Source organism: Paenibacillus turicensis, from assembly GCF_050461185.1.
Taxonomy (GTDB): Bacteria; Bacillota; Bacilli; order Paenibacillales; family Paenibacillaceae; genus Fontibacillus; species Fontibacillus turicensis_A.
Genome location: NZ_JBCMOR010000006.1, coordinates 76,172 through 97,831, shown reverse-complemented (window position 1 = coordinate 97,831; position 21,660 = coordinate 76,172). Strand labels below are relative to the sequence as shown.

Below are 21,660 nucleotides of genomic sequence, written 5' to 3'. Positions count from 1 at the left end.
ACCCTGATTGTAATGAAATTAGGGTGGTTGTATTACTATAAAGGGGTCGAGTGAGGTAGGCAGGGTGTGAACTTTACTTGCTAAAGCGCACTTCCTTTAGTAGGTATGGAAAAAGGGGTTAGGTCTACCTGCTCTAATTCCAACAATTTAATTTTATTTTCAATCCCACCCGCGTATCCAGTAAGGCTTCCATTTGCCCCAACGACACGATGACAAGGAATAATGATGGAAATCGGATTATGCCCCACTGCACCACCAATTGCTTGCGCAGACATTGTGTCTTTCCCTAGTTTTTTCGCCATTTTTTTTGCAATGTCACCATAGGTTATAACCTCGCCATAAGGAATTTGGCTTAAAATATCCCATACGTCTTGTCGAAACGGGCTACCTTTTGGCGCTAAAGGCAAGGATAGTTCAGGCTGTCTCCCTTGGAAATAGGCATCGAGCCATTGCTCAACGAGGTGAAATAACGGGAGGTTGTTCGCTGAATCACCTAGTTCATCGCTTTCGCCTGCTTCACCTTTTTTATCGATTTCATCATTCGTTAGTGTAGCTCCAAAGTATTTCTGCCCCTTTAGCCATAATCCAGTCAAATGCTCACCGTCACTGGCTAACGTGAACATTCCGATGGGGGAACGATATTCTTTTACATATTGAACTTGGTCAGGTTGGTTAGCTTGGTTTGCCTGCGCTTGAGTATTATTCATCATTTTATCCCCCTTCATAATGAATTCCATAAGTTAATCGTCGCATAAGATCGCCAAGGTCGCCACTGCTCCGCAAGATTCAAAATCTCCTTTGAAGTGTAAGGCTCAAGTGCCTTTTTAACCCCATAATCTGTATGCGGAAATGCGTCAGGCCAACCTAATGCTCGCATTGAAACATATTGTACGGTCCAAGGGCCAAACCCTGGGAGCTGTAGTAATCGTTTCATTTGCACTTCAGGATCACTGTTGCGAGACAAATCAATTTCACCCTGCATAATAGCAGTCGCTAAAGCTAAAATAGATCTTGCACGCGCCCCCGTTACACCAAGAACACCTAAATGATTTTCAATCGGAGGTTCTAGGCTACAGATTTCTTCAGGTGTTGGAAAATAATGCGTTAAGCTGGGGATGGGCGTGGAGGCAAATGTCCCATAGGTGGCAACGATGCGATTAGCTAACGTTTGTGCTGCTTTGACCGTGATTTGTTGTCCAAGAATCGCGCGAACAGCCATCTCAAAAGGATCAAAACAACCTGGGAGCCTTGTCCCTAGTACACACATCCCTGATTTAATGTCATTCATACTTTTAAGCTGTTCATAAACTTCTACAGGATCACAATAAAGGTCAAATAAATGCTTAACTCTTGCCAGCACTTTAGACAACACGGGCAACAATGAGCCTGACACTGTGACTGCTAGCGAATTTTTATGTTCAAGCTGTCTAACGGAGATCCACCCCCGATAAAGCTGTTGACTATGAGAAATAACGACGGTTCGAGAGTAAGCTTGCTCAGCTACAACCTCAACGCCACTTATCGCTCGACTAGCGAGGAAATGAAGAATGTTGCTCCATAAATAAGGTGGACGATAGCCAAGTAAAAGTGTAATGCTCTCCTGATTTAGAGGAACATCATCTTGTTGCTGTTCTTTTCTTAATAGGGAGGGGGACAGGCGATAATGTTCTTTAAATACCTCATTAAAACGTCGTACACTTCCAAACCCTGCCGTAAACGCTACATCTGTAATGGGCAGATGGGTATCCGTCAGTAAGGTTTTAGCCAATAAAAGTCGATAGGTTTGCAAATATTGCACGGGAGAAACCCCAAATTCTAAAGCAAAGGCACGTCTTAGGTGCCTATCCGTAATATTTAATTGCTCTGCAATGCCTGCTAAGCTCCCTCCATAAAAACCTTCGTCTTCAATGAGATGCTTGGCTCTTTGAGAGAGCTGGACGCTAGCATCAATGGGGGCAAACCCTGGTGCTAATTCAGGTCTGCACCGAAGGCATGGTCTGAACCCAGCAACTTCTGCTGCCGCTGCACTTGGATAGAAGGTGCAATTTTGCTCCTTCGGTTTTTTTACACGACATACAGGGCGACAATAAATGCCAGTAGAGGATACACCCATATAAATTCGTCCATCAAAGCGAGGATCATGAGCGATAAAAGCTTGATAATACATTTTATTGTTAAGAGTCGGTTGTGGTATCTTCGTTTCCATGCCATCACTCCATTTGATAAATATAAAAAGGAACCTTTGTAGTTTGTTAGTATATCATGTTTTATATTTTAAACTAGCGGTTTTCGGACATCATATTTAAGATCAAAATGGAGTGGATTAAGTTGATATGGTTGTTGGATCATTTTAAGTTTAGGATAGCTGACTCAGGAAGCTAAAAATGAGGGAATTAAATTGTTGTGGTTCCTCAACAAAAGGCAGATGCCCACAACCTGTCATCTCAATTTTAGTAGCCACATTTAACTGATTACTCAAAAGGGCAGCATTCTTTTTGTTAAACGTATGATCCCCATCACCGATTATAATTTGAGTTGGGATTCTAATTTCATGTAGGCGATGAATCGCAGATGGCTTAGTTTCAGTAATCAGCTTAGGCGGAAATCGACAAAAATTATTCGGGTTTTTTACATTAGTCATCACTTTTTTTCGTGCTTCTTCCTTCGTAGGAGCGGGGAAAATATAGTGCCAAAATGGATTTCGTATAAATGTCTCGATCGCTTTGGTGCTACCTTTAAAGGTGGTATTCATGTAATTTTTGATGCCATGAAAGCTGATGCTAAGCGGGTAGAAAGCGCCACTAATCGTAGGTGCAACCAAGACAAGTGATCGTACAAGATGAGGGTATGTTAATGTAAAATCAAGTGCGATACCGCCGCCCATAGAGGAACCTACTAAAGTAATATTAGTAAGCTGAAGCATGTCCACTAATTTCTTTAAATCTTCAACGTATGTAAAAGGATGTTCTGGGGTGCTAGACATTCCATATCCTCTTAAATCAAACCGAATTGTACGGTAGTGTGGGGAAAAGAAATCAATTTGTTCATCCCAAATATGGTGATCGTTAAAATTACCATGGATAAAAATAATAGGATCGCCATTCCCTGAATGAGTGAAAAAAAGCTTGCCATCTTGCACATCGATATAACCCTGCTCCATTGTGGTACCTCCTGTAATTCATCACTATTTATCAAGTAATATAATTTCATTTTTTCTATCTCTATTACAATTGATCAGCATTATGAAGCTGGTCTTCAATAATGGATCTTATAATTTCAGAAATGGAATAGTCACCCCGTTTACAAAGTCGGTCAATTTCTTCCCAACACGATTGCGGTAACGTTAAAGAAATTTTTCGTGTTATCCCAATCGGCTTTCGTCCCGCTCCATTTCGAGCGCCACCTCTTTTTTCTTTAGTCTGATCTGTTAATTGATGTATTAATTTAATGTTTTGCTCATCCATCTCGATCACCCAATCCCATCATTTCATACAAGGAAAATACAGTCAAATTTTGCTACCCTATTCAAAATAAAAAATAATAATGCTTATTCTAATGAAAAGACATCGTTCATTAAAAAAATAGTGCTTTATACATTGTTAATAAATTAATTTATAGGTATTTTTAGTAAAATAAATACAGGAAATAATTTGAAGTGTATGTTATATTTTAGAAAATACATTAATAATATAATAAAAATTGTAAGGAAGGAGTTATATTATTTACTAAACAAAATTTAACGAATTTGAATTTAAAGTATACTACTAAAAAAATTTAGGAGGACTAAAATGAAGAAGAAAATAATAAAGAGGATCAGCATGCTCCTCATGCTCCCTCTAGTAATCACATTATTCGTAGGTGTGCTGCAACCCTCATCAGCTTTGGCGGCTGGACTCACGATTGTTTCTGAAGCGGGTTGGAATGAAACCGCTTACGTTAAGTGGCTACCTGTTAGTAATGCTGAAGAATACGCGGTATATGTAAAAGGTGTAGGACAGTCAGAGGGGGCTTATCGCCAAATAGATAATGAATTGATCAGAAAATATCCCTCCTATTGGAGAGCTGATGCAGTTGGTCTTTCCGCTGGAGACTATGTTTTGAAAGTAGAAGCTAGATTAGCAAATGACTCGGTAGAAAGTGCTATTTCCAATCCAATTTCGGTCGTCGCACATGATCGCTCTGGATTTTCCTTTTCATCTGACTCTCCCTATCAGACAGGCTCTGGTGCTTACAATGAAGATGGAACCTTGAAGCAGGATGCGCAAGTGCTTTATATCACGGCTCAGACTGCACAGACGGTCACACTGGATGTCATCGTAAATAACAAAGGTAAAATACAGACTGGCGTAGGGCTCGGAGAAATTTTAAAGCTAAGACAAAAAGGTTATGATAAAACGCCACTTGCGATTAGACTTATCGGCCAAATTACAGCACAGGATATGCAGGGACAGCTTAACAGCAGTGGTTATCTTGAGCTAAAGGGAAAATCCAGCTATTCAGAGATGAATACAACCATTGAGGGGGTCGGGGATGATGCCTACGCTTATAGATGGGGGATGTTGCTTCGATATGTAGGTAATGTTGAGGTCAGAAATATCGGGTTTATGTTATTCCCTGATGATGGGATTTCAATGGATACGGGCAATGCGAATGTATGGGTGCATCATAACGATCTGTTTTACGGCTCCGCGGGTAGCGATGCGGATCAAGCGAAAGGCGATGGCTCCACAGATTTAAAAAAAGGCTCCTCCTATATTACTCTATCCTATAATCACTATTGGGATTCAGGTAAAGCGTCATTGGTAGGCTTGAGTGAAAGTGCTGAATTTTTTGTTACCTTCCATCATAACTGGTTTGATCACTCTGATTCCCGTCATCCACGTATAAGAGTAGCTTCTGTGCACGTCTACAACAACTTTTATGATGGTGTTTCAAAGTATGGTGTTGGTGTAACAACAGGAGCCTCTGCATTTGTAGAGTCCAACTATTTTAGAAATACCAAATATCCGATGCTAAGCTCCCTGCAAGGAACGGATGCGACAGGTAGAGGGACGTTTTCAGGTGAGCAAGGTGGCATGATTAAGGCTTTTGACAATAAAATTGTGGATGAGGCAAACCTTATTTATGCAAATGTGGAGAGTGACACGGCACAACCACATGCCACTTCCTTTGATGCGTATTTGGCTGGAACTCGAAATGAGGTTGTCCCAAGTGAGTTCGTCACCTTAAAAGGGGGAACACCATACAACAACTTTGATACAAACGTGGATACAGGTGTGTCTGTAGCTGCAATTCATCCTGTAGATGAGGTAGAGCAAGTGGTGACTACCCAAGCTGGCCGTTTAAACAATGGTGATTTTACATGGCAATTTAATAATGAAGTAGATGATTCCTCTTATGATGTAAATCAAGCATTGATGGCTAAAATAAGAAGTTACCAAACGACATTGGTCTCTGTTGGCGGAAAATAAAAATAGAATTCTACGGCTCTCTTTAGAAATTAGTACATGACAACGACAGGAGGCTGGTAGCTACGATCCAGAGAGTTCTTACGATTGTTGTTAAAATCATATTCCTATTATTGAAGTATATTTATGGATGGAATTTAATTTTAAGAGACAACCTTAAGAATCTCTCTGTCTCTTCGCTAGTATGGGTTAGCTGTCAAGGACTGATTTCAAGATTGAGCCAATCTAACTTAACTTTTTAGTTTCCTTTACCTGCTTTAATGTAGCAACAATGAGAAAGCTGACTATAACTAATAATAGCCACGAGCTGACCTTTCCAATATGAACTAAGCTCCACGCCGTCGCTTGATTCGGGTATTGCCATGCTGCAAAATAAGTAGCGATATTTTCTGCAATCCAAATAAAGAAGCCAATTAATATAAAAGAAAAAACAAGGGGCATACGATATTGTGTGCCTCCTACTTTATAATTCACGGAAGACCGCCAGAAAACGATAATGACGAGCACAGATAACCACCAGCGCACATCAATCCAGAAATGATGAGTAAAAAAATTGAAATAAATAAGAGCAGCAACAGGCACAACTATCCTTAAAGGAGGCCAGTGAACAAGCTCTACGTGTAACCTTCTCCACGCTTGGCATAAATAGCTAGCCACACTTGCGTACATAAAGCCACTGTACAACGGAACGCCCCCAACCTTGAAGAAGCCTTCCTCTGGATACGACCATGATCCCATATGTACTTTAAATAGCTCTAGTGCTAGCCCTATAACATGAAATAGGGAAATAACCTTTAATTCGTCCATCGTTTCCAGCTTAGCGTGAACCATCCACCATTGCATCAGTATACAAATAATGAGCAGCCAATCATATCTAGGCAAAAAGGGAAGAGGGACATACTTAGTCAATGCCAATGAGCTGAAAATAACGACAGGAAATAAGCAAGATAGAGCTTGAGCCATCCCAAAACGAAACAGTTGCTTGATCGCGTTCATATTTTGCCCCCTTTATCCTATTCGACAAGCTTATTCCTCTTTGCGATATTCTAAAATATCCCCTGGCTGACAGTCTAAAGCTTTGCAGATAGCCTCTAAGGTGGAGATTCGGATAGCTTTTGCTTTTCCATTTTTTAAAATAGAAAGATTGGATATTGTTATGCCAACCTGATCAGCTAATTCAGTTACACTCATTTTTCGTTTTGCTAGCATAACGTCAATATTAATAATAATAGCCAAGACGATCACCTCAAATCGTTAATTCGTTTTCTGCTTTCATATCGATTGCGTTTTTTAACAATGTTTTTAGTACGGCAGCAAATACGCCAATCGTGGTAGAGGCTAAAATTATGATCAATCCAAATGCGATAATTCCAGGTGCATCCTCTTGATCAGCAATGAAATACAAAAATGGGGAAGCAATTAAATAGAGTATGCTTATAATAAAGGCATAATTTCGAATTAGCTTTAAAGCTCGAACAGATTGATGAGAAAAGGCATTATTTTTGTCTATATAGCTTAACAGCCGTAAAGCTTGATATAGTGCAGTGAAATAGACAAGGGCTGATCCATACGCTGATCCCAACAGGAAATAAACCCAAAAATCTGGATAGGCTTCAGCTAGGTCACTACCTATACGAGGGACGATCCAAATACATAAAGCAAAAACAGGTAAAGCAAGTAGAAAAACAATCACCTTTAAAAACACGGTTTCTCGTTTCATAAAAAACACCTCTTTTAATCATTTTCATCAAAACTTTATCATGGTTTTTATCGTTTTACAATAAATTATTGTTGTATTATATATAAAATATGGGCCGATTCAAAAAATGTAACACTTGACAATAACGGGAGGGTGGTAGCTACGATCCAGAGAGTTCTTGCGGTTGTTGTTAAAATCATATTCCTTTTGATCGAAGTATAATTGTAGATGGAAGATAATTTTAAGAGACAACCTTCAGAATCTCTCTGTCTCTTCGCTAGTGTGGGTGAGTGGTCAAGTATTGATTTTCAAGATAGAGCCTATAATATATTGCTTATGAAGTGAGTGAATTATTTAAATAATAGCGATGATAAGGGAGGCGGATACACAGATGAAAATGACGAGAGGACAGCTTGCTAAACGGACGGGATTATCTGCAGCAACGATTCGTTACTATGAGGAGCAAGGTATTTTACCTAAACCAAGTCGTGGAGAAAATGGGTACCGTCTATACACTGAAGATTATTTAGTGAAGATTAAATTTATAAAGGATACTAAGCAGTTAGGTTACCCCCTAAAAGAAATTCAAGAGGTGTTACATCTACTAGGGGATGAGATTAAACCGGATATTCTCAAGGAACGAGTATTGGGTAAAATTGCGGATATCGATGAAAAAGTGAAGCAGTTTCTAGCGATGAAGGAAGCACTTGTCCGATTGCTAGGTACCCCTGAGGATGAGATATATCAATATATTAAATCATTTCGTGTAGAAAAAGGGGATAAAAGTAGCTCAGAATAGCCTAGTTTTGATTTTCTGAAAATTTTCTGATTATTTTCGACAAAATATCACATATTCATTTATACTAGATTTTAGGGAATAATTTAACTACATAGAGAAGGGTGGATGTGATTGTTGGAAATTATTGATGCATTACTTAAAGCAATCCCTTATTTTAAATCAATCATGCGTGAAGAGGTAACGATCGCTGTGTTAGATCGCACACATATTTTGGGTTATTTTGAGTCTGGAATTAAGATGGGATTTAAAACAGGTGCTCGTCTAGACCCTGGATTCGAAAATTTTGCTGCCTTGAAAAATGGTAGGGAACCTAATTTGATGCATTTGCCAAAGGATATGTATGGTATACCCTTGGATATGGTCACAATTCCAATCTTTGATGACAATGATGAGGTTGTTGCTGCACTTACAGTGAGTTATAATGCTTCTGCTAAAGACGAGCTAGATCACGTAATTTCTAATAACTATGAGCATACAAATCAGTTAGTAGAGACGGTTCAGCAAGTTGCAGCTCATTCTCAGGAGCTACAAGCAACTACCGAGCAGATTTTACAAAATACACAACATGCTGTCCGAAATTCTGCAAAAGTAAATGAAGTCGCTGGATTTATTAAAGAGATTTCTGAACAAACGAATTTACTTGGTTTAAATGCAGCGATTGAGGCGGCTCGTGTTGGTGAAGCAGGAGCAGGCTTTGGTATTGTTGCTCAAGAGGTACGTAAGCTATCAGTAGAATCTAAAAAGGCAACGGTTGATATTGCAGCCGCATTAAAGGATGTGCAAGAGTCCATTTCGCAGATTGAACGTGAACTAGACCAAATTGTAAGTGCATCTCAAGAGCAGACTAAAATGGTCAACTTGTTTATGGATATTACTGAGCAAATGCAACAAAGCAGTGAGAAGCTCCAAGTTGTATCTGATAATTTGATTACATATCAGGTGTAGGAAGATTTAGGGGAATTGTGATAGAAGTGTAGCCTTCAACTAGAGTAATCTAATTGAAGGGTGCGCTTTTTTTGTTTTGGAGGTATTCTTATGTTAAACAATCTATCAAATCAAATTATATGAATGAGAGGGATGTTTCATGTCATCAGGCTTACTCCACAGTTATAAGCCTTTATCACCACACGTCAAACTAATCGGTCGGACACATATGCACCATGACATACGATGGCTTGCTTTATCAGGTAGTGGCATTGAGTTTTCTTTTTACGGGAAAAGGGCGGAAATTACGATTGTTGGCGATCAGATTGCAACAAGTGGTATTAATGAAGCTAGAATTGCGATTGAAGTTAACGGTCAACGAGTTGTAGATGAGCTTGTTACTGAAAAAATGAAAACGTATTCTATTTTTGCTAACGATGCCAATGAGATAGAAGATCAATATGGGGATAAACGTCAGAATAGCATTGAACAACGAACTGAAGACAGAATTGAAGACAGAACTGAAGACAGAACTGAAGTCAGAACTGAAGGCGGATCTGAAGATAGAGAAGTTACTGTTCGGGTTATCAAGTTGTCTGAAGCGGCAATGTCTACCGTCGGTATAGCGGATATAAAAGTGGATTCAGTAGATGGGATTAAGGCAACGCCAGCTCGAGCTCGCAAAATTGAATTTATTGGTGATTCCATTACATGTGGGTATGGTGTGGATGCAAGTCATGCGGAAAGTCCCTTTACGACAGGAACGGAAGATGTGACGAAGGCATTTGCCTATCTGACAGCACAAAAGCTTAACGCTGATTACAGTATGGTCAGTTATAGTGGATATGGGATTATTTCAGGTTATACAGAAAATGATCAAAAGCTAACTACTCATATTTTGCCTGACTATTATAATAAATTTGCTAAATCCGAGGGCCTATTGAATGAAACAGTGAACCCTTTGTCTATCCCTTGGAATTTCAGCGAATTTACACCTGACCTGATTGTTATTAATTTAGGCACAAACGATGACTCTTATACCAAGGATCATCCAGAACGCCAAGCGGACTATGAGCAGCATTATGTCTTATTTCTAAAACAAGTTAGGGCCAACAACCCACATGCCAAAATATTATGCACGTTAGGCATTATGGGAGATCGTTTATTTCCTTATGTAGAGAGAGCGGTAGCCGCGTATAGTAACGAAACAGGGGATACTAATGTTACTACGATGAAATTTGAGGTACAGTTGCCGGAAGATGGCTTTGGTGCGGATTGGCATCCATCTACAACAACACATCGCAAAGCAGCAAATAAACTAACATCTCATATTCAGAACCTCATAGGTTGGGATTAATCACTTTTCTAGTTGAGATAAAACTCTGAAAGATGGGGATCTCCGAAGACTCAGTCGTGAATCTTCGGAGATTAGGAGTCTGAATAGGAGGTTAGGGCGTGCCTGAAACCCGATCAAGGTCATCTATGGGGAAATGGGTCACATCATTTTTCTCTATGATCCCTGTGAACCTCTGACTCTGATTCCGACTGAATAATCGGCAACAAAATCTTGACCGCAGTGCCGTAACCTTCCTCGCTTTCGATCTGCACGCCATATTCTTGTCCGTATAAAAGCTGAACACGTCCATGTACGTTTTGAATACCGATACCAGATAAATGGTATTTTTTCTTTTCCTTTGAACTTTGTTGATTTGGTGACATGCCAATGCCATCATCCATGATTTCGATAAGTAGCTTTTCATTGAGTTGTGTAATAAAAATATGAATATTACCGCCAACCGATCCAGGGAAGGCGTGGAAAAAGGAATTTTCAACAAACGGCTGTATAATGAGCTTCGGAATCAACAAATCTTCACAGCCTTCGCCAATTTCATAATGAACCTTAATCTGATTGCCATAACGAATTTGATTAATAAATACATAATGTTTTAAAGTTTCAATCTCAGTCATCACGGTGACAACATCTTCAGTTGAGCCAAGTGTACTTTGTAGCATAGAGATTAAACTATCTATCGTTTGATCCACCTCTTCTGTACGATGCATTTTAGCCAAATACTTAATTGAGCTTAATGTATTGTATAAAAAGTGAGGATTGATTTGCATTTGTAACGCGTTTAAATCCGCTTTCCTCCGCTCCTGCTGCTCATGTACTAGCTGCTCCGTATGTTCATCAATTTCTTTAATAAGTGAATTGTACGCTTTTGTCAGTACATTAGTTTCATAGCTACCACTTTCCTGTAGAGGGTGTGGCTTAAGGTTGTTCCCACTAGAGGTGGTCATCGTTTTAACTAGCTTATTAAGAGGATGAGTAATCCGCCGACTTAGCCAATATACAAAAATCATACTAATTACAACTAGAATACTGACTACCTTGAAAATTTCCCAAGAAATATTATACAAGGGCGAAAAGGCAACAAGCTGATCAATTTCTTCCACAAGATAAGCATTAAATTCAGGTAAGAAATAAGAGATATAGGTTTGTTTTTGTAATGCATCTGACATTACCCCACCTTGTTCCTTCGTCTCAGTAGCTAGATTTAAAAGTGGAATGTCTTTTTGGCCGATCAACTCTTTTTTACTACTAGATAAAATGATGCCTTCTGGTGTAATAAGTGAAATATGGGTGCCGTTAGAGATATAAGGACTATATTTTTGGGAAATATTTAACTCGTTCATGACAACCGCAACATAACCGTACATCCAGCCGTTTTTATCCATTAATGGTTTAGTTGCAAAAATGAAATTTTTATACGTCACAGATTCTTTAAATAAGTTATCACTGCTGTGATACAAAATTTTGTTAGGAATCTCGCCCTCAATCGTCATATATTTAGACACGATATCTTGAGGGATTTTGTCCCATTTTAAAGCATTGCTTGAGTAGTGCCGTCCACCCATGCCTGGAAGTGAGGAAACGATAACATGGGAGTTATCAGGACTTAAGTAATCTTTATATAAATCGATATATCTTCCTAAGGAAATCACTAAATTAATATGCTCTAACGTGGTAGTAACGGGCTTTGTAATGTAATTTTTGAATTCAGAGCTACTGCTTACTTGTAGCATTGTATTCACGACCTGATCGTTATAGCGCAATAAATCATGTTTGACTAAATTCATGTTCGCCGAGGCGCTTTTAATGACTTGTTGCAGCAAAATTCGTTCTGAAATTGTGGAGGATGCAAAAACGAGCAGGGTAGAAATGACGATAATGCCTGACAGCATCAACGCTACAAATTTAATGAAAATACTATTTTTACGAAGCATCTTATGCACCCTCACCCTATTGTACGTATGGTTTTGATAGCTTTATGAGTGTAAAGCTTGATTGCGAAATTCAAGTGGCGTAAAGCCTGTAAGTTTTTTAAATACCTTTGAAAAGTAATTATGCTCTGAAAAGCCCGTCATCGCACTAACCTCAGAGACAGAAAGATTTAAGTCTAATAGTAGCTTTTTAGCCTGCTCCACACGAATTCGATTAATATAGGTCGTTAAATTTTCACCTGTACGTTGCTTAAAGTAAGAAGACAAATAGCTGTAGTTCATATGCAAATGATTTGCCATCTCAGTGAGCGAAATATCATTGGCGTAATTTTGCTGAACATAATCGTAAATTTGGTGGAGAAGAATGGAATGCTGTTGATCTCCTTGGGTGGTTGCCGATTGCAATTCGGTAATAAATAACGTCATAACATGCTCTAGCTCAGCGATATCATGGGCTAAATCAATACTCTTAAATTGCTTTAGCTTAGAGGAAGTGCCTCCGGACTCCAGTCGTTTGTATTGCTCTATTGTGCTAATTGCGGTGTAAACAATGTTTTGACATATCCGCTTTAAGCTATAATCGTCATAGGCTTGTCCTTGCTTTACTTCATCAAAAAACGAGGTTAGCATCTTACAAGCATCGTCCATTGCAAACATACGTAACATCGTTGTAAACGTATTTAAGTCAAAATCAACTTTTTCACCTGTTAATAAAATGTTGTCTTCGTCCACGATAGGTTGACCCGGAAAATAAAATAATTTGCCTAAATACGGTGTAAGCCGTTCATGTTGTGGCAAAATTTCTTCAAATTGCTGAAAAGGTTGAGCGCTTACAAAGGAAATATAGTTGAAGGTGTTTTGAATTTCAATTGCGAACTGGGAGATCGCCAATCTAACATGTTCCTCCTGTGACAAGTCATAATTAGACAGGACTAGCATCTCATTTTTTAAAAAAACAACAGTGTAATGTAGCTCAGATAAATACGTCTGGGCATTTTGGAGTATAATTTGCTCCATTTGGCTTTGATTATAGCTTGTCCGCATCAATATGAGATTTGTGCTTGCCTTAACCATATGAAAATGGGGGAATGGAAATTGTGCCTTTAGCTCCTCAATTGTAGCATCATCAAGGGTTGGATCTAACGTTGTATCCTGATTCAGCCATTGGCTTAACACTAGTGACCGATCAAATTTAGCTGGCTCATGACTTAGCATCGGTAGATCAACATCACTGCATAGTGATTGGATTAAAGCGATCAGCTCCTCAGCAGAAACCTTCGGTTTTAGGAGATAATCGGTTACACCATATTTGAACACTTCACGTACATAGTTAAACTCACTGTAGCTGCTTAGTACCACAATTTTAATGTGAGGATACATTTTTTTTATATTTTTAGTTAGCTCGACACCATCCATGACGGGCATAACGATATCAGTGATGACCACGTGTGGGGAATGCGCCTCAATTAATGCAAGCGCTTCTTGTCCATTGGCTGCCTGTGCAACAAATTCAATGCCATAGTCGCTCCAGTTACATAAATGAACAATCCCCGATCGTAAAATTACCTCATCATCCACGATCATAATTCGATAGGTTGTTGTACTTGCTGTAGTCATAGATTCACCCCATTACCTCTAATTATTACCTTCATCATAACCGATGCCTACGCAGAAGGGTATTGGGTAGACAAGAACAACAAAGGATATAAATAAATAATACTATTATCCAAAATTATTGCTAAAAATTTTAAAAGAAGCGTTTTCATAATGCTAAAATTTTTACTATTTTTCAGCTAATAATTATTATACTTAGAATGCAATTATATTTAAAATTAAATTCAAACCAGTAAATAAAGCGTTTTCAAATTATAGAAAAAAGGGGTTGTGTATTTTGAAAAAATGGTTATCGATGTTGTTATTACTTTCGTTGACAGCTTCATTACTTGCAGCTTGTGGTTCCACTAGCTCTAATAAGACAGAGAATAAAGAGGCAGGAAAAGACACTAAAACGGAATCAGGCGCAAAAACAAAAGTAGTTGCTTGGGCTTGGGATCCTTCGTTTAACGGTGCGGCACTAAAAATTGCTGAGGAATTGTACAAAAAAGAACATCCAGACTTCGAATTAGAAGTAGTAGAGATGGCAAAAGCAGACCTTGAGCAAAAGCTAAATACAAACCTTGCTTCTGGCGTAAAGGATGGTCTTCCAGACATTATTTTAGTTAATGACCCTAACATTCAAAAATATGTAAATTCCTATCCAAATACATTTGCTGACTTTACAGATAAAGTCGATTTCACTAAATTTTCACCTTATAAAGTAGATGCACTTCGCATTGATAACAAAATTTATGGTGTGCCGTTTGATATCGGTGTAACTGGAATGTTTTATCGCTCTGATTACTTAGAGCAAGCAGGCTTCCAACCTGAGGACTTGGAGAACATTACTTGGGACAAGTACATTGAAATCGGTAAAATTGTAAAAGAAAAAACAGGAAAATATATGGCAACGATCAATCCTAACGATGAAGCGTTGACGTCAATCTTATTGCAATCTGGTGGCTCATGGTATATTACGCCAGATAACAAAGGTAACTTTGTAAATAACCCTGTGATGGCAGAAACACTTCGTGTGTACAAAGCGATTGCTGACTCTGGGATTGCTAAACCAGTTACAGGCTGGAGTGAGTTTGTAGGTAGCTTTAACGCAGGTGATGTAGCTACAGTTGTTTCTGGTGTGTGGCAAGTTGCTTCAATTATGGATGCTAAAGACCAAAGTGGTAAATGGAGAGTGGCTCCAATCCCTAAATTAAATATTGAAGGCGCAGCTAACGCTTCCAATGAAGGTGGTTCTAGCTGGTTCGTATTAGATGGCTCTAAAAATAAAGAAGCTGCAATGGATTTCCTTGCAAAAACAATTGGTGGTAGCAGCGAGTTTTATGAGCGCTTCTTGAAGGAAAACGGTGGTGTAGGTTCTTATATGCCTGCTTTCACAAGTGAAGCTTATGGACAAAAATCAGAGTTCTTTGGTGGACAAGCAATTTATAGCGACTTTACAAAATGGTCTACATTAGTTCCAGGTATTTCTTTAGGCATGTACACACAAGAAGCAAAAGACGCGTTGAAAAATGAATTGCCTAACATCTTGAACGGTGCGGATATTACGAAAAGCTTAGAAAATATTCAAAAACTGTTTGAGCAACAGGTGCAATAAACTACAAGTTAGGCAGGTGGAATTATGCGTAACAAATGGAACAAATCATCACTGATTGGATGGCAATTCGTATTATGGCCTTCCTTACTCATTATCATATTTAGCTTTTATCCGATGGTACAGTCTTTGCTGTTGTCGTTTCAATCAGGTAAAGGCGTTGTATATCAATACTCAGGTTTAAGTAACTATACACGCCTGTTCTCTGATCCGATGTTTAAGCAAGCTGTCCTTAATACGTTGCTTTATTTAGTAGTCCAAGTACCAATCATGTTGTTTTTGGGACTTATTATCGCTTACTTCCTAAACCTGCCGAAGCTTCGTTTTAAAGGATTTTACCGTACTGCAATCTTTTTACCTTGTGTAACTTCACTCGTATCTTATGCAGTATTGTTTAAAAGTATTTTTGCAGTAGATGGCATACTGAATAAAATGTTAGTTTCAACCCACCTTATCCATGAGCCCATCGCTTGGCTCATGGACCCAGTATGGGCAAGAGTAGTCATTATCGCAGCAATTACATGGCGTTGGACAGGCTATAACATGATTTTTTATTTATCAGCTATGCAAAGTATTGATCCAAGTGTATACGAAGCAGCTTCAATTGATGGGGCTTCTAAAACAAAGCAATTTTTCAAAATCACTGTACCGATGTTAAGACCTATTATTTTGTTTACAGCAATTATTTCAACGAACGGTACATTGCAGTTATTTGATGAGGTTGTCAATATTACAAATGGTGGCCCAGGTAACTCCACAATGACGATTTCTCAGTACATTTATAACTTATCGTTTGTATATACACCTAATTTTGGTTATGCCGCTACAGTGTCTTATGCTATCGTGATTATGGTTGCTGTTCTAGCTTTACTTCAGCTTAAAATTGGAGGGGAGAAAAAATGAGAAAGCTATCGAATATAGCTATACATGTCTTCCTCATTATCGTATCTATAATCTCCCTGTTCCCATTTTTATGGATGCTGATTGGTATGACAAATACTTCCTCAGACATTGTTAAAGGTAAATTTAGCTTTGGCAGTATGTTGCAGGATAATATTACGAAATTGCTAGATACAACAACATTAGGTTCCGCATTTTGGAACTCAGCGATCATTGCGGTGATTGGTACCATTTTGACCTTACTATTAAGCTCCATGGCAGGGTATGGCTTTGAAATTTACCGTAGTCGTGCGAAGGATAGATTGTTTGGGATTTTAATGCTCTCAATGATGATGCCTTTTGCAGCGATTATGATTCCGCTATTCCGGATGTTTAGTCAATTTGGGCTGTTAAACTCACCAACGGCTGTTATTTTACCGATGATGACGACTGCATTTATGATCTTTTTCTTTTTACAAAATACAAAGTCCTTCCCACGTGAGCTATTGCAGGCAGGACGTGTGGATGGCTTAAATGAAATTCAGCTCTTTACTAGAGTATATGTGCCAACGATGAAACCAACGTATGCGGCAGCAGCGATTATAACCTTCATGAACCATTGGAATAACTTCTTATGGCCGTTGATTGCGTTGCAATCGCAGGAAAAGAAAACCTTGCCACTGATCGTGTCAAGCTTGGCTTCGTCCTATAATCCGGATTACGGCATTATTATGGTGGCGATTGTAATTACGACCATTCCTACAGTATTAATCTTCTTCTTGCTACAGAAGCAGTTTGTGCAGGGGATGATTGGTTCGGTTAAATAGTGGCTCGTTAGGATCTAAATACAATTAGTGGTTGTCAACAATGGAGATGGAAGGCTCGAAACAGAGAGTTCTTCCGATCGTTGTTAAAACCAGATTTCATAGTTATCGATAATTTTATTGTGGAAATCTGGTTTTAAATACGAACGTTTCACTCTCCAGAATCTCTCTCTCCCTTCGCTAGCTTGGGTTGGTTGTCAACCACTAATTAAAAGAGCGAACCTTAATGACCACACCATTTATTTTTTAAATTTGATAGCCTGATTCTCATCCTAATGTTATGCATCAAGGTGAAATCAGGCTTTATTTTTAAGAGTGGAGGGAAACCATTGAATACGAATACAAGAACACAAGAGACACATCTTTTTAGTGATCGACTTTTGCATGGTGCGGACTATAATCCAGAGCAATGGTTACATGAACCAGAGGTGCTGGAGCAGGATATTCGATATATGAAGGAAGCGGGCTGTAATGTAATGTCTGTAGGGATTTTTTCTTGGGCAGCATTAGAGCCTGAGGAAGGGAAGTTTAATTTTGAGTGGATGGATCATGTGATTGATTCCCTTTATTCAAATGGGATTTCTGTCTTTTTGGCAACCCCATCAGGTGCACGTCCAACTTGGCTCGCTCAGAAATATCCCGAAGTATTACGTGTAAGCAAAGAACGCCAACGTAATTTATATGGTGCTCGTCATAATCATTGCTATACTTCTCCTATTTATAGAGAAAAAATCAACATTATTAATACAGAGCTCTCAAAGCGTTATAGTCACCATCCTGCGGTAAAGCTCTGGCATATTTCCAATGAATATGGTGGCGAATGCCATTGTGATTTGTGTCAGGACGCATTCAGGACTTGGCTTCAAAACAAGTACGGTACATTAGAGGCATTAAATGCCGCTTGGTGGACAACTTTTTGGAGTCATACGTATACTGATTGGTTACAAATTGACTCTCCTGCTCCACATGGCGAGAGCGCAACTCATGGCTTGAACCTAGATTGGCGCAGATTTGTAACCGATCAAAGTCTTAATTTTATGAACCATGAAATTGCGGCAGTAAAAACTTATAATCCTGGTATTCCTGTCACCACCAACTTTATGTATTACTTTGATGGATTAAACTACTTTAAATATAAGGACTCCGTTGATATTGTATCATGGGACAATTACCCACTTTGGCATAAAAAACCGGATATCGATATTGCGATCGATACGGCAATGAATCATGATATGATGCGCTCGATTAAGCGTCAGCCGTTTTTGCTTATGGAAAGCTCACCAAGTATGACGAATTGGCAAGGCGTTTCCAAGCTGAAAAAACCAGGTATGCATGTATTATCGTCAATGCAAGCGGTGGCGCATGGCTCTAATTCTGTGCAATATTTTCAGTGGCGTAAAAGTCGTGGGTCGAGTGAAAAATTCCATGGTGCTGTTGTGTCCCATGATAGCTCCAATGAGCACCGTGTATTTAAAGAAGTGGCAGAGTTAGGTAACCTACTCCAGCAGTTTTCAGATGTAGATGTAGCGAGTTCAACGACAGTTTCCCAAGCTGCCATCGTGTATGACTGGGAAAATAAATGGGCGATCGAGGACGCTCAAGGCCCTCGCAACCAAGGTATGGGGTATATTGAAGAGGTTCAGCGTCATTATCGGGCATTGCTAGAGCAAGGTATTTCTGTCGATTTTGTGGATATGGAATGTGACATTAGTGACTATAAGCTGCTTGTTGCTCCAATGTTGTATATGCTTCGGGCTGGCTTTGAGGATAAGCTTCGCTCATTTGTTGAGCAGGGTGGCACATTAGTATTAACGTACTGGAGTGGTATTGTCGACGAAAACGATCTTGTGTTCAGAGGTGTTGCACCGCATAAGCTAAGTGATGTTGTTGGTCTAGTTAGTGACGAAATCGATGGTCTGTATGATCATGAGATGAATCAAGGCGTCGTTAACGTTGAGGCGACACACATCATGCAGGAGGGCAACGGCAAGCTAACTGGCTTCTACTTCTGTAGTACGTTATGTGATTTAGTTTCTTTGCAAGGTGCAGAAGCAATCATGACTTATGGCGATGATTTTTATGCAGGTAAGCCAGCCTTAACCCGTCATCGTTTTGGCGCAGGTGAAGCCTATTATGTGGCTAGCCGATTTGAACAGCAGTTTTATCGCGATTTTTATTTTGATGTAGCTGCTAAATTACAATTGAAAAAGGCGGTTGAGGTGCCATTACCATATGGCGTGTATGCTACTACGCGTGAAAATGCCGATACCGAGTACCTATTTGTACAAAACTATAACGGAGTTGCTTGTGAGATGCCTGCTTTAGATGAAAAGTGGACTGTAGTCCCAAATGAAGGAGTTCGTCAATTAGATACTACTGTCTCATGGCAGATTCAGCCATTTGAAATCGTGGTAGCAACACGTACGATATAAACAAATTTGGCTCAATCTTGAAATCAGTGCTTGAAACTAGCGGAGAGACAGAGCGATTCTGAAGATTGCCTTTTAAAATCAAATTCCTCCCATTTATTAACGCTTAGTTCTAAGTCCATCCTTTTATCAGGGTGGGCTTTTTTTTCAACAATTTAAGAAATGTTTGGCAACATTCACTTTTTGCCATAGTGAGATACGGTATAATGTAGGGGCATAGCGATAGAAGTAACTTAATTTCGAGGTGAGTGTAATGGATAAGTTAACTAAATTTAGCGTGCTTGAACAGGTTCCAACAGAGGATAAAATTGTTGCCTTTACGTTTGATGATGGTCCTAATCCGTTATATACGCGGCAGTTGCTTGATATTTTTAGCCAGGTTGGTGGCAAAGCAACCTTTTTTATGTTAGGACAACAGATGGATGCTTCAGATGAGGCAGAGCAGGTAGCAAGAGAGGCTCACGCGGCAGGACATGAGATTGGAAACCATACGTATACCCATCCCAATTTAGCGTCAGTTTCTTTAGAGGAAGCTAAAGCTGAAATTGAAAAAATGGAACAACGAATTGTTCAAATTACAGGTGGGAAACCGGCTGTTTTTAGACCTCCTTACTTTGGCATTAATGATGAGATACAGCAGTTTGTTGGGGATCGTGGTTATTATACGATCGGTGCAGTAAACAATGAGGCACAGGATTGGGAACAGCCAGGTATTGATTTTATTATCGATCAGACCAAAAAGAAGCTAGGTAAAGGAAGTATTTTAATTTTCCATGATGGTTATGGGGATCGTTCCCAATCCATTGAGGCAGTACGCATATTGGTAGAGGAGCTTGCTGGGGACGGGTATCAATTGGTGACGGTCAGTGAACTTATTAGTTTATCTACTAAATAAATTTTTACATATTTCCATGCATGCCAAAGAAATAAAGAAAAACCTTAAACATTGAAAAGAAGAACAAACAAGAAACAAAGAAAGAAGAAACAAAGAAAGAAGAAAGGAATGATTTTTCGTGTCGCTTAGCCGTAAGTCTGTAGAGCAAGATTTCATCATCGAAAAGGTGCAGTCAGTATTCCAATGTCGGGTGTTGTGGAGTGAAGGACGCCCTTGTCTGGAGTATGACAGCCTTGAGGAGTTAGACAAAATTGAAGCTTATGTCGAAGCTGAATTTGGCGAAAAATTGTTGGATGTATTTTTTACGGCGGTTGAAAGCTTACCTAACTACTAATTGGATATGGTAAACTAGGTCTACTGGGGTTAACTGAAAAATGACCTTAAAAGAGGAGTAAGATATGACGCAGTTTGTGTATAAAAAAATTATGGATGACCTCAAAAGGAAAATATTCGCAGGGCAATTTCCTGATATGAAATTACCAGACGAGAGGACATTAAGTGAAACATATCAGGTGAGTCGAAGTTCAGTCAAACATGCCTTGAATAAAATGGAGCACGTAGGTATTATTTTTAAAAAGCGTGGCTCAGGAACATTTATCAATCCTTTATACATTAAAAATGAATCTATTTTCAATTATGAAGGCTCAAACCTAGGGGTTACAGATAATTTTCAAATGCATGGGCAAAAACCTAAGGTCAAAGTACTCAGCTTTGAGGTGATTTCTCCAACAGAGGAGTTACAACGAGATTTGTTTATAGATAGATATGATTTTGTTTATAAAATTGTGCGTTTACGTTTGTTTGATGATCAGCCGTTTATGATTGAGACGGGGTATATTCCAATTAAAATTGTGCAAAATTTAAATCAGGAAATTATTGAAGGCTCGATCTTTAATTATTTGGAGGATGCGCATAACTTAGCGGTAACAAAGTCATTTTTGTCCGTGTTTGCAGAGCCTTCTCAGGCTGAGGATCAGCAGCTATTAGAGCTACAGCCAAATGAGCCGGTAGGTGTGATGGAAGGCATTTTCTTTTTAGACAATGGAACACCGTTTGAGTTCTCGCATATGCGTTTTCATTATAAATATATGAAATTTAACTCCTTTGTATCGGTGCAGTAAGCAAGAATTATTTGACAACGTAGTGATCAGAATAATAAACAAGGTTTAGAAAAGACTAGGGGAAAATACCCTGGTTTTTTTGTGCTCTCGTAAGAAGTAAAAATTTATAATAATTTAAAAATAAAAGAAAAA

Annotated in this window: 20 protein-coding genes; 11 read left to right on the top strand and 9 right to left on the bottom strand. The window is 38.9% G+C overall.

The features are described 5' to 3' along the window. Window positions 1–80 precede the first annotated feature (80 nt). The 4 genes from ABE099_RS11850 to ABE099_RS11835 form a co-directional block, all read right to left on the bottom strand. Entirely contained in the window at window positions 81–707 is a 627-nt protein-coding gene (locus ABE099_RS11850) for a methylated-DNA--[protein]-cysteine S-methyltransferase (protein ID WP_430030836.1), read from the bottom strand. Window positions 708–721: 14 nt separating this feature from the next. Continuing rightward, window positions 722–2,206: an AlkA N-terminal domain-containing protein gene (locus ABE099_RS11845; RefSeq protein WP_430030833.1), complete on the bottom strand. Its 1,485-nt coding sequence runs from the start codon at window positions 2,204–2,206 to the stop codon at window positions 722–724. A 150-nt stretch (window positions 2,207–2,356) separates the two neighbouring features. Further along, window positions 2,357–3,160, bottom strand: a complete 804-nt coding sequence (locus ABE099_RS11840) for an alpha/beta fold hydrolase (RefSeq protein WP_430030830.1) — start codon at window positions 3,158–3,160, stop codon at window positions 2,357–2,359. Window positions 3,161–3,224: 64 nt separating this feature from the next. After that, window positions 3,225–3,464 carry a ribbon-helix-helix protein, CopG family gene (locus tag ABE099_RS11835; RefSeq protein ID WP_430030827.1) on the bottom strand — a complete coding sequence of 80 codons (240 nt, stop codon included), beginning with the start codon at window positions 3,462–3,464 and terminating at the stop codon, window positions 3,225–3,227. A 324-nt stretch (window positions 3,465–3,788) separates the two neighbouring features. Here ABE099_RS11835 and ABE099_RS11830 point away from each other — a divergent pair, with 324 nt between their 5' ends. Continuing rightward, window positions 3,789–5,471, top strand: coding sequence for a pectate lyase family protein (locus ABE099_RS11830; protein WP_430030824.1), 1,683 nt, complete (start codon window positions 3,789–3,791; stop codon window positions 5,469–5,471). Window positions 5,472–5,693: 222 nt separating this feature from the next. Here ABE099_RS11830 and ABE099_RS11825 read toward each other — a convergent pair whose 3' ends face one another. The 3 genes from ABE099_RS11825 to ABE099_RS11815 are packed head-to-tail and all read right to left on the bottom strand — an operon-like array spanning window position 5,694 to window position 7,188. Further along, window positions 5,694–6,464 (bottom strand): DUF817 domain-containing protein, encoded by a 771-nt coding sequence (locus tag ABE099_RS11825; protein ID WP_430030821.1) that lies wholly within the window; start codon window positions 6,462–6,464, stop codon window positions 5,694–5,696. A 30-nt stretch (window positions 6,465–6,494) separates the two neighbouring features. After that, a complete protein-coding gene (locus tag ABE099_RS11820) occupies window positions 6,495–6,704 on the bottom strand; it encodes a helix-turn-helix domain-containing protein (protein WP_430030818.1) in 210 nt (69 codons plus the stop codon). Between the two features lie 10 nt (window positions 6,705–6,714). After that, on the bottom strand, window positions 6,715–7,188 hold the full coding sequence (locus tag ABE099_RS11815; RefSeq protein ID WP_430030815.1) for a DUF2975 domain-containing protein: 474 nt from the start codon (window positions 7,186–7,188) through the stop codon (window positions 6,715–6,717). Between the two features lie 370 nt (window positions 7,189–7,558). Here ABE099_RS11815 and ABE099_RS11810 point away from each other — a divergent pair, with 370 nt between their 5' ends. From ABE099_RS11810 to ABE099_RS11800, 3 genes are all read left to right on the top strand, one after another. Beyond that, a complete protein-coding gene (locus tag ABE099_RS11810; protein WP_430030812.1) occupies window positions 7,559–7,966 on the top strand; it encodes a MerR family transcriptional regulator in 408 nt (135 codons plus the stop codon). A 114-nt stretch (window positions 7,967–8,080) separates the two neighbouring features. After that, window positions 8,081–8,911, top strand: a complete 831-nt coding sequence (locus ABE099_RS11805; protein ID WP_430030810.1) for a methyl-accepting chemotaxis protein — start codon at window positions 8,081–8,083, stop codon at window positions 8,909–8,911. A gap of 139 nt (window positions 8,912–9,050) precedes the next feature. Further along, entirely contained in the window at window positions 9,051–10,247 is a 1,197-nt protein-coding gene (locus tag ABE099_RS11800; RefSeq protein ID WP_430030807.1) for a GDSL-type esterase/lipase family protein, read from the top strand. Between the two features lie 143 nt (window positions 10,248–10,390). Here the strand turns inward: ABE099_RS11800 and ABE099_RS11795 are convergent, their stop codons facing one another. Both ABE099_RS11795 and ABE099_RS11790 read right to left on the bottom strand, forming a co-directional pair. Continuing rightward, the gene (locus ABE099_RS11795) at window positions 10,391–12,175 is read right to left on the bottom strand and encodes a sensor histidine kinase (protein ID WP_430030804.1); all 1,785 of its coding nucleotides are present in this window, start codon (window positions 12,173–12,175) and stop codon (window positions 10,391–10,393) included. A gap of 42 nt (window positions 12,176–12,217) precedes the next feature. Further along, window positions 12,218–13,789 carry a response regulator transcription factor gene (locus ABE099_RS11790; RefSeq protein ID WP_430030802.1) on the bottom strand — a complete coding sequence of 524 codons (1,572 nt, stop codon included), beginning with the start codon at window positions 13,787–13,789 and terminating at the stop codon, window positions 12,218–12,220. A gap of 274 nt (window positions 13,790–14,063) precedes the next feature. Between ABE099_RS11790 and ABE099_RS11785 the strand changes: the two genes are divergently transcribed. From ABE099_RS11785 to ABE099_RS11755, 7 genes are all read left to right on the top strand, one after another. Next, a complete protein-coding gene (locus ABE099_RS11785) occupies window positions 14,064–15,383 on the top strand; it encodes an ABC transporter substrate-binding protein (protein ID WP_430030799.1) in 1,320 nt (439 codons plus the stop codon). 24 nt (window positions 15,384–15,407) lie between these two features. After that, entirely contained in the window at window positions 15,408–16,283 is an 876-nt protein-coding gene (locus ABE099_RS11780; protein WP_430030796.1) for a carbohydrate ABC transporter permease, read from the top strand. Then, complete coding sequence (locus tag ABE099_RS11775) at window positions 16,280–17,086, top strand: carbohydrate ABC transporter permease (protein WP_430030793.1); 807 nt, start codon at window positions 16,280–16,282, stop codon at window positions 17,084–17,086. The genes ABE099_RS11780 and ABE099_RS11775 overlap by 4 nt, the downstream gene beginning before the upstream one ends. Before the next feature lie 272 nt (window positions 17,087–17,358). Continuing rightward, window positions 17,359–19,515: a beta-galactosidase gene (locus ABE099_RS11770; RefSeq protein WP_430030790.1), complete on the top strand. Its 2,157-nt coding sequence runs from the start codon at window positions 17,359–17,361 to the stop codon at window positions 19,513–19,515. 250 nt (window positions 19,516–19,765) lie between these two features. Then, on the top strand, window positions 19,766–20,407 hold the full coding sequence (locus ABE099_RS11765; protein WP_430030787.1) for a polysaccharide deacetylase family protein: 642 nt from the start codon (window positions 19,766–19,768) through the stop codon (window positions 20,405–20,407). Window positions 20,408–20,525: 118 nt separating this feature from the next. Beyond that, window positions 20,526–20,741 (top strand): hypothetical protein, encoded by a 216-nt coding sequence (locus ABE099_RS11760; RefSeq protein ID WP_430030785.1) that lies wholly within the window; start codon window positions 20,526–20,528, stop codon window positions 20,739–20,741. A gap of 64 nt (window positions 20,742–20,805) precedes the next feature. Next, window positions 20,806–21,528 carry a GntR family transcriptional regulator gene (locus tag ABE099_RS11755; RefSeq protein WP_430030782.1) on the top strand — a complete coding sequence of 241 codons (723 nt, stop codon included), beginning with the start codon at window positions 20,806–20,808 and terminating at the stop codon, window positions 21,526–21,528. Window positions 21,529–21,660: the final 132 nt, after the last annotated feature.

Bases quoted from the DNA above. Each gene is read 5' to 3' on its own strand.
- ABE099_RS11850 (WP_430030836.1), bottom strand. From the start codon at position 707: ATGAATAATACTCAAGCGCAGGCAAACCAAGCTAACCAACCTGACCAA.
- ABE099_RS11845 (WP_430030833.1), bottom strand. From the start codon at position 2,206: ATGGAAACGAAGATACCACAACCGACTCTTAACAATAAAATGTATTAT.
- ABE099_RS11840 (WP_430030830.1), bottom strand. From the start codon at position 3,160: ATGGAGCAGGGTTATATCGATGTGCAAGATGGCAAGCTTTTTTTCACT.
- ABE099_RS11835 (WP_430030827.1), bottom strand. From the start codon at position 3,464: ATGGATGAGCAAAACATTAAATTAATACATCAATTAACAGATCAGACT.
- ABE099_RS11830 (WP_430030824.1), top strand. From the start codon at position 3,789: ATGAAGAAGAAAATAATAAAGAGGATCAGCATGCTCCTCATGCTCCCT.
- ABE099_RS11825 (WP_430030821.1), bottom strand. From the start codon at position 6,464: ATGAACGCGATCAAGCAACTGTTTCGTTTTGGGATGGCTCAAGCTCTA.
- ABE099_RS11815 (WP_430030815.1), bottom strand. From the start codon at position 7,188: ATGAAACGAGAAACCGTGTTTTTAAAGGTGATTGTTTTTCTACTTGCT.
- ABE099_RS11810 (WP_430030812.1), top strand. From the start codon at position 7,559: ATGAAAATGACGAGAGGACAGCTTGCTAAACGGACGGGATTATCTGCA.
- ABE099_RS11800 (WP_430030807.1), top strand. From the start codon at position 9,051: ATGTCATCAGGCTTACTCCACAGTTATAAGCCTTTATCACCACACGTC.
- ABE099_RS11795 (WP_430030804.1), bottom strand. From the start codon at position 12,175: ATGCTTCGTAAAAATAGTATTTTCATTAAATTTGTAGCGTTGATGCTG.
- ABE099_RS11790 (WP_430030802.1), bottom strand. From the start codon at position 13,789: ATGACTACAGCAAGTACAACAACCTATCGAATTATGATCGTGGATGAT.
- ABE099_RS11780 (WP_430030796.1), top strand. From the start codon at position 15,408: ATGCGTAACAAATGGAACAAATCATCACTGATTGGATGGCAATTCGTA.
- ABE099_RS11775 (WP_430030793.1), top strand. From the start codon at position 16,280: ATGAGAAAGCTATCGAATATAGCTATACATGTCTTCCTCATTATCGTA.
- ABE099_RS11770 (WP_430030790.1), top strand. From the start codon at position 17,359: ATGTTATGCATCAAGGTGAAATCAGGCTTTATTTTTAAGAGTGGAGGG.
- ABE099_RS11765 (WP_430030787.1), top strand. From the start codon at position 19,766: ATGGATAAGTTAACTAAATTTAGCGTGCTTGAACAGGTTCCAACAGAG.
- ABE099_RS11755 (WP_430030782.1), top strand. From the start codon at position 20,806: ATGACGCAGTTTGTGTATAAAAAAATTATGGATGACCTCAAAAGGAAA.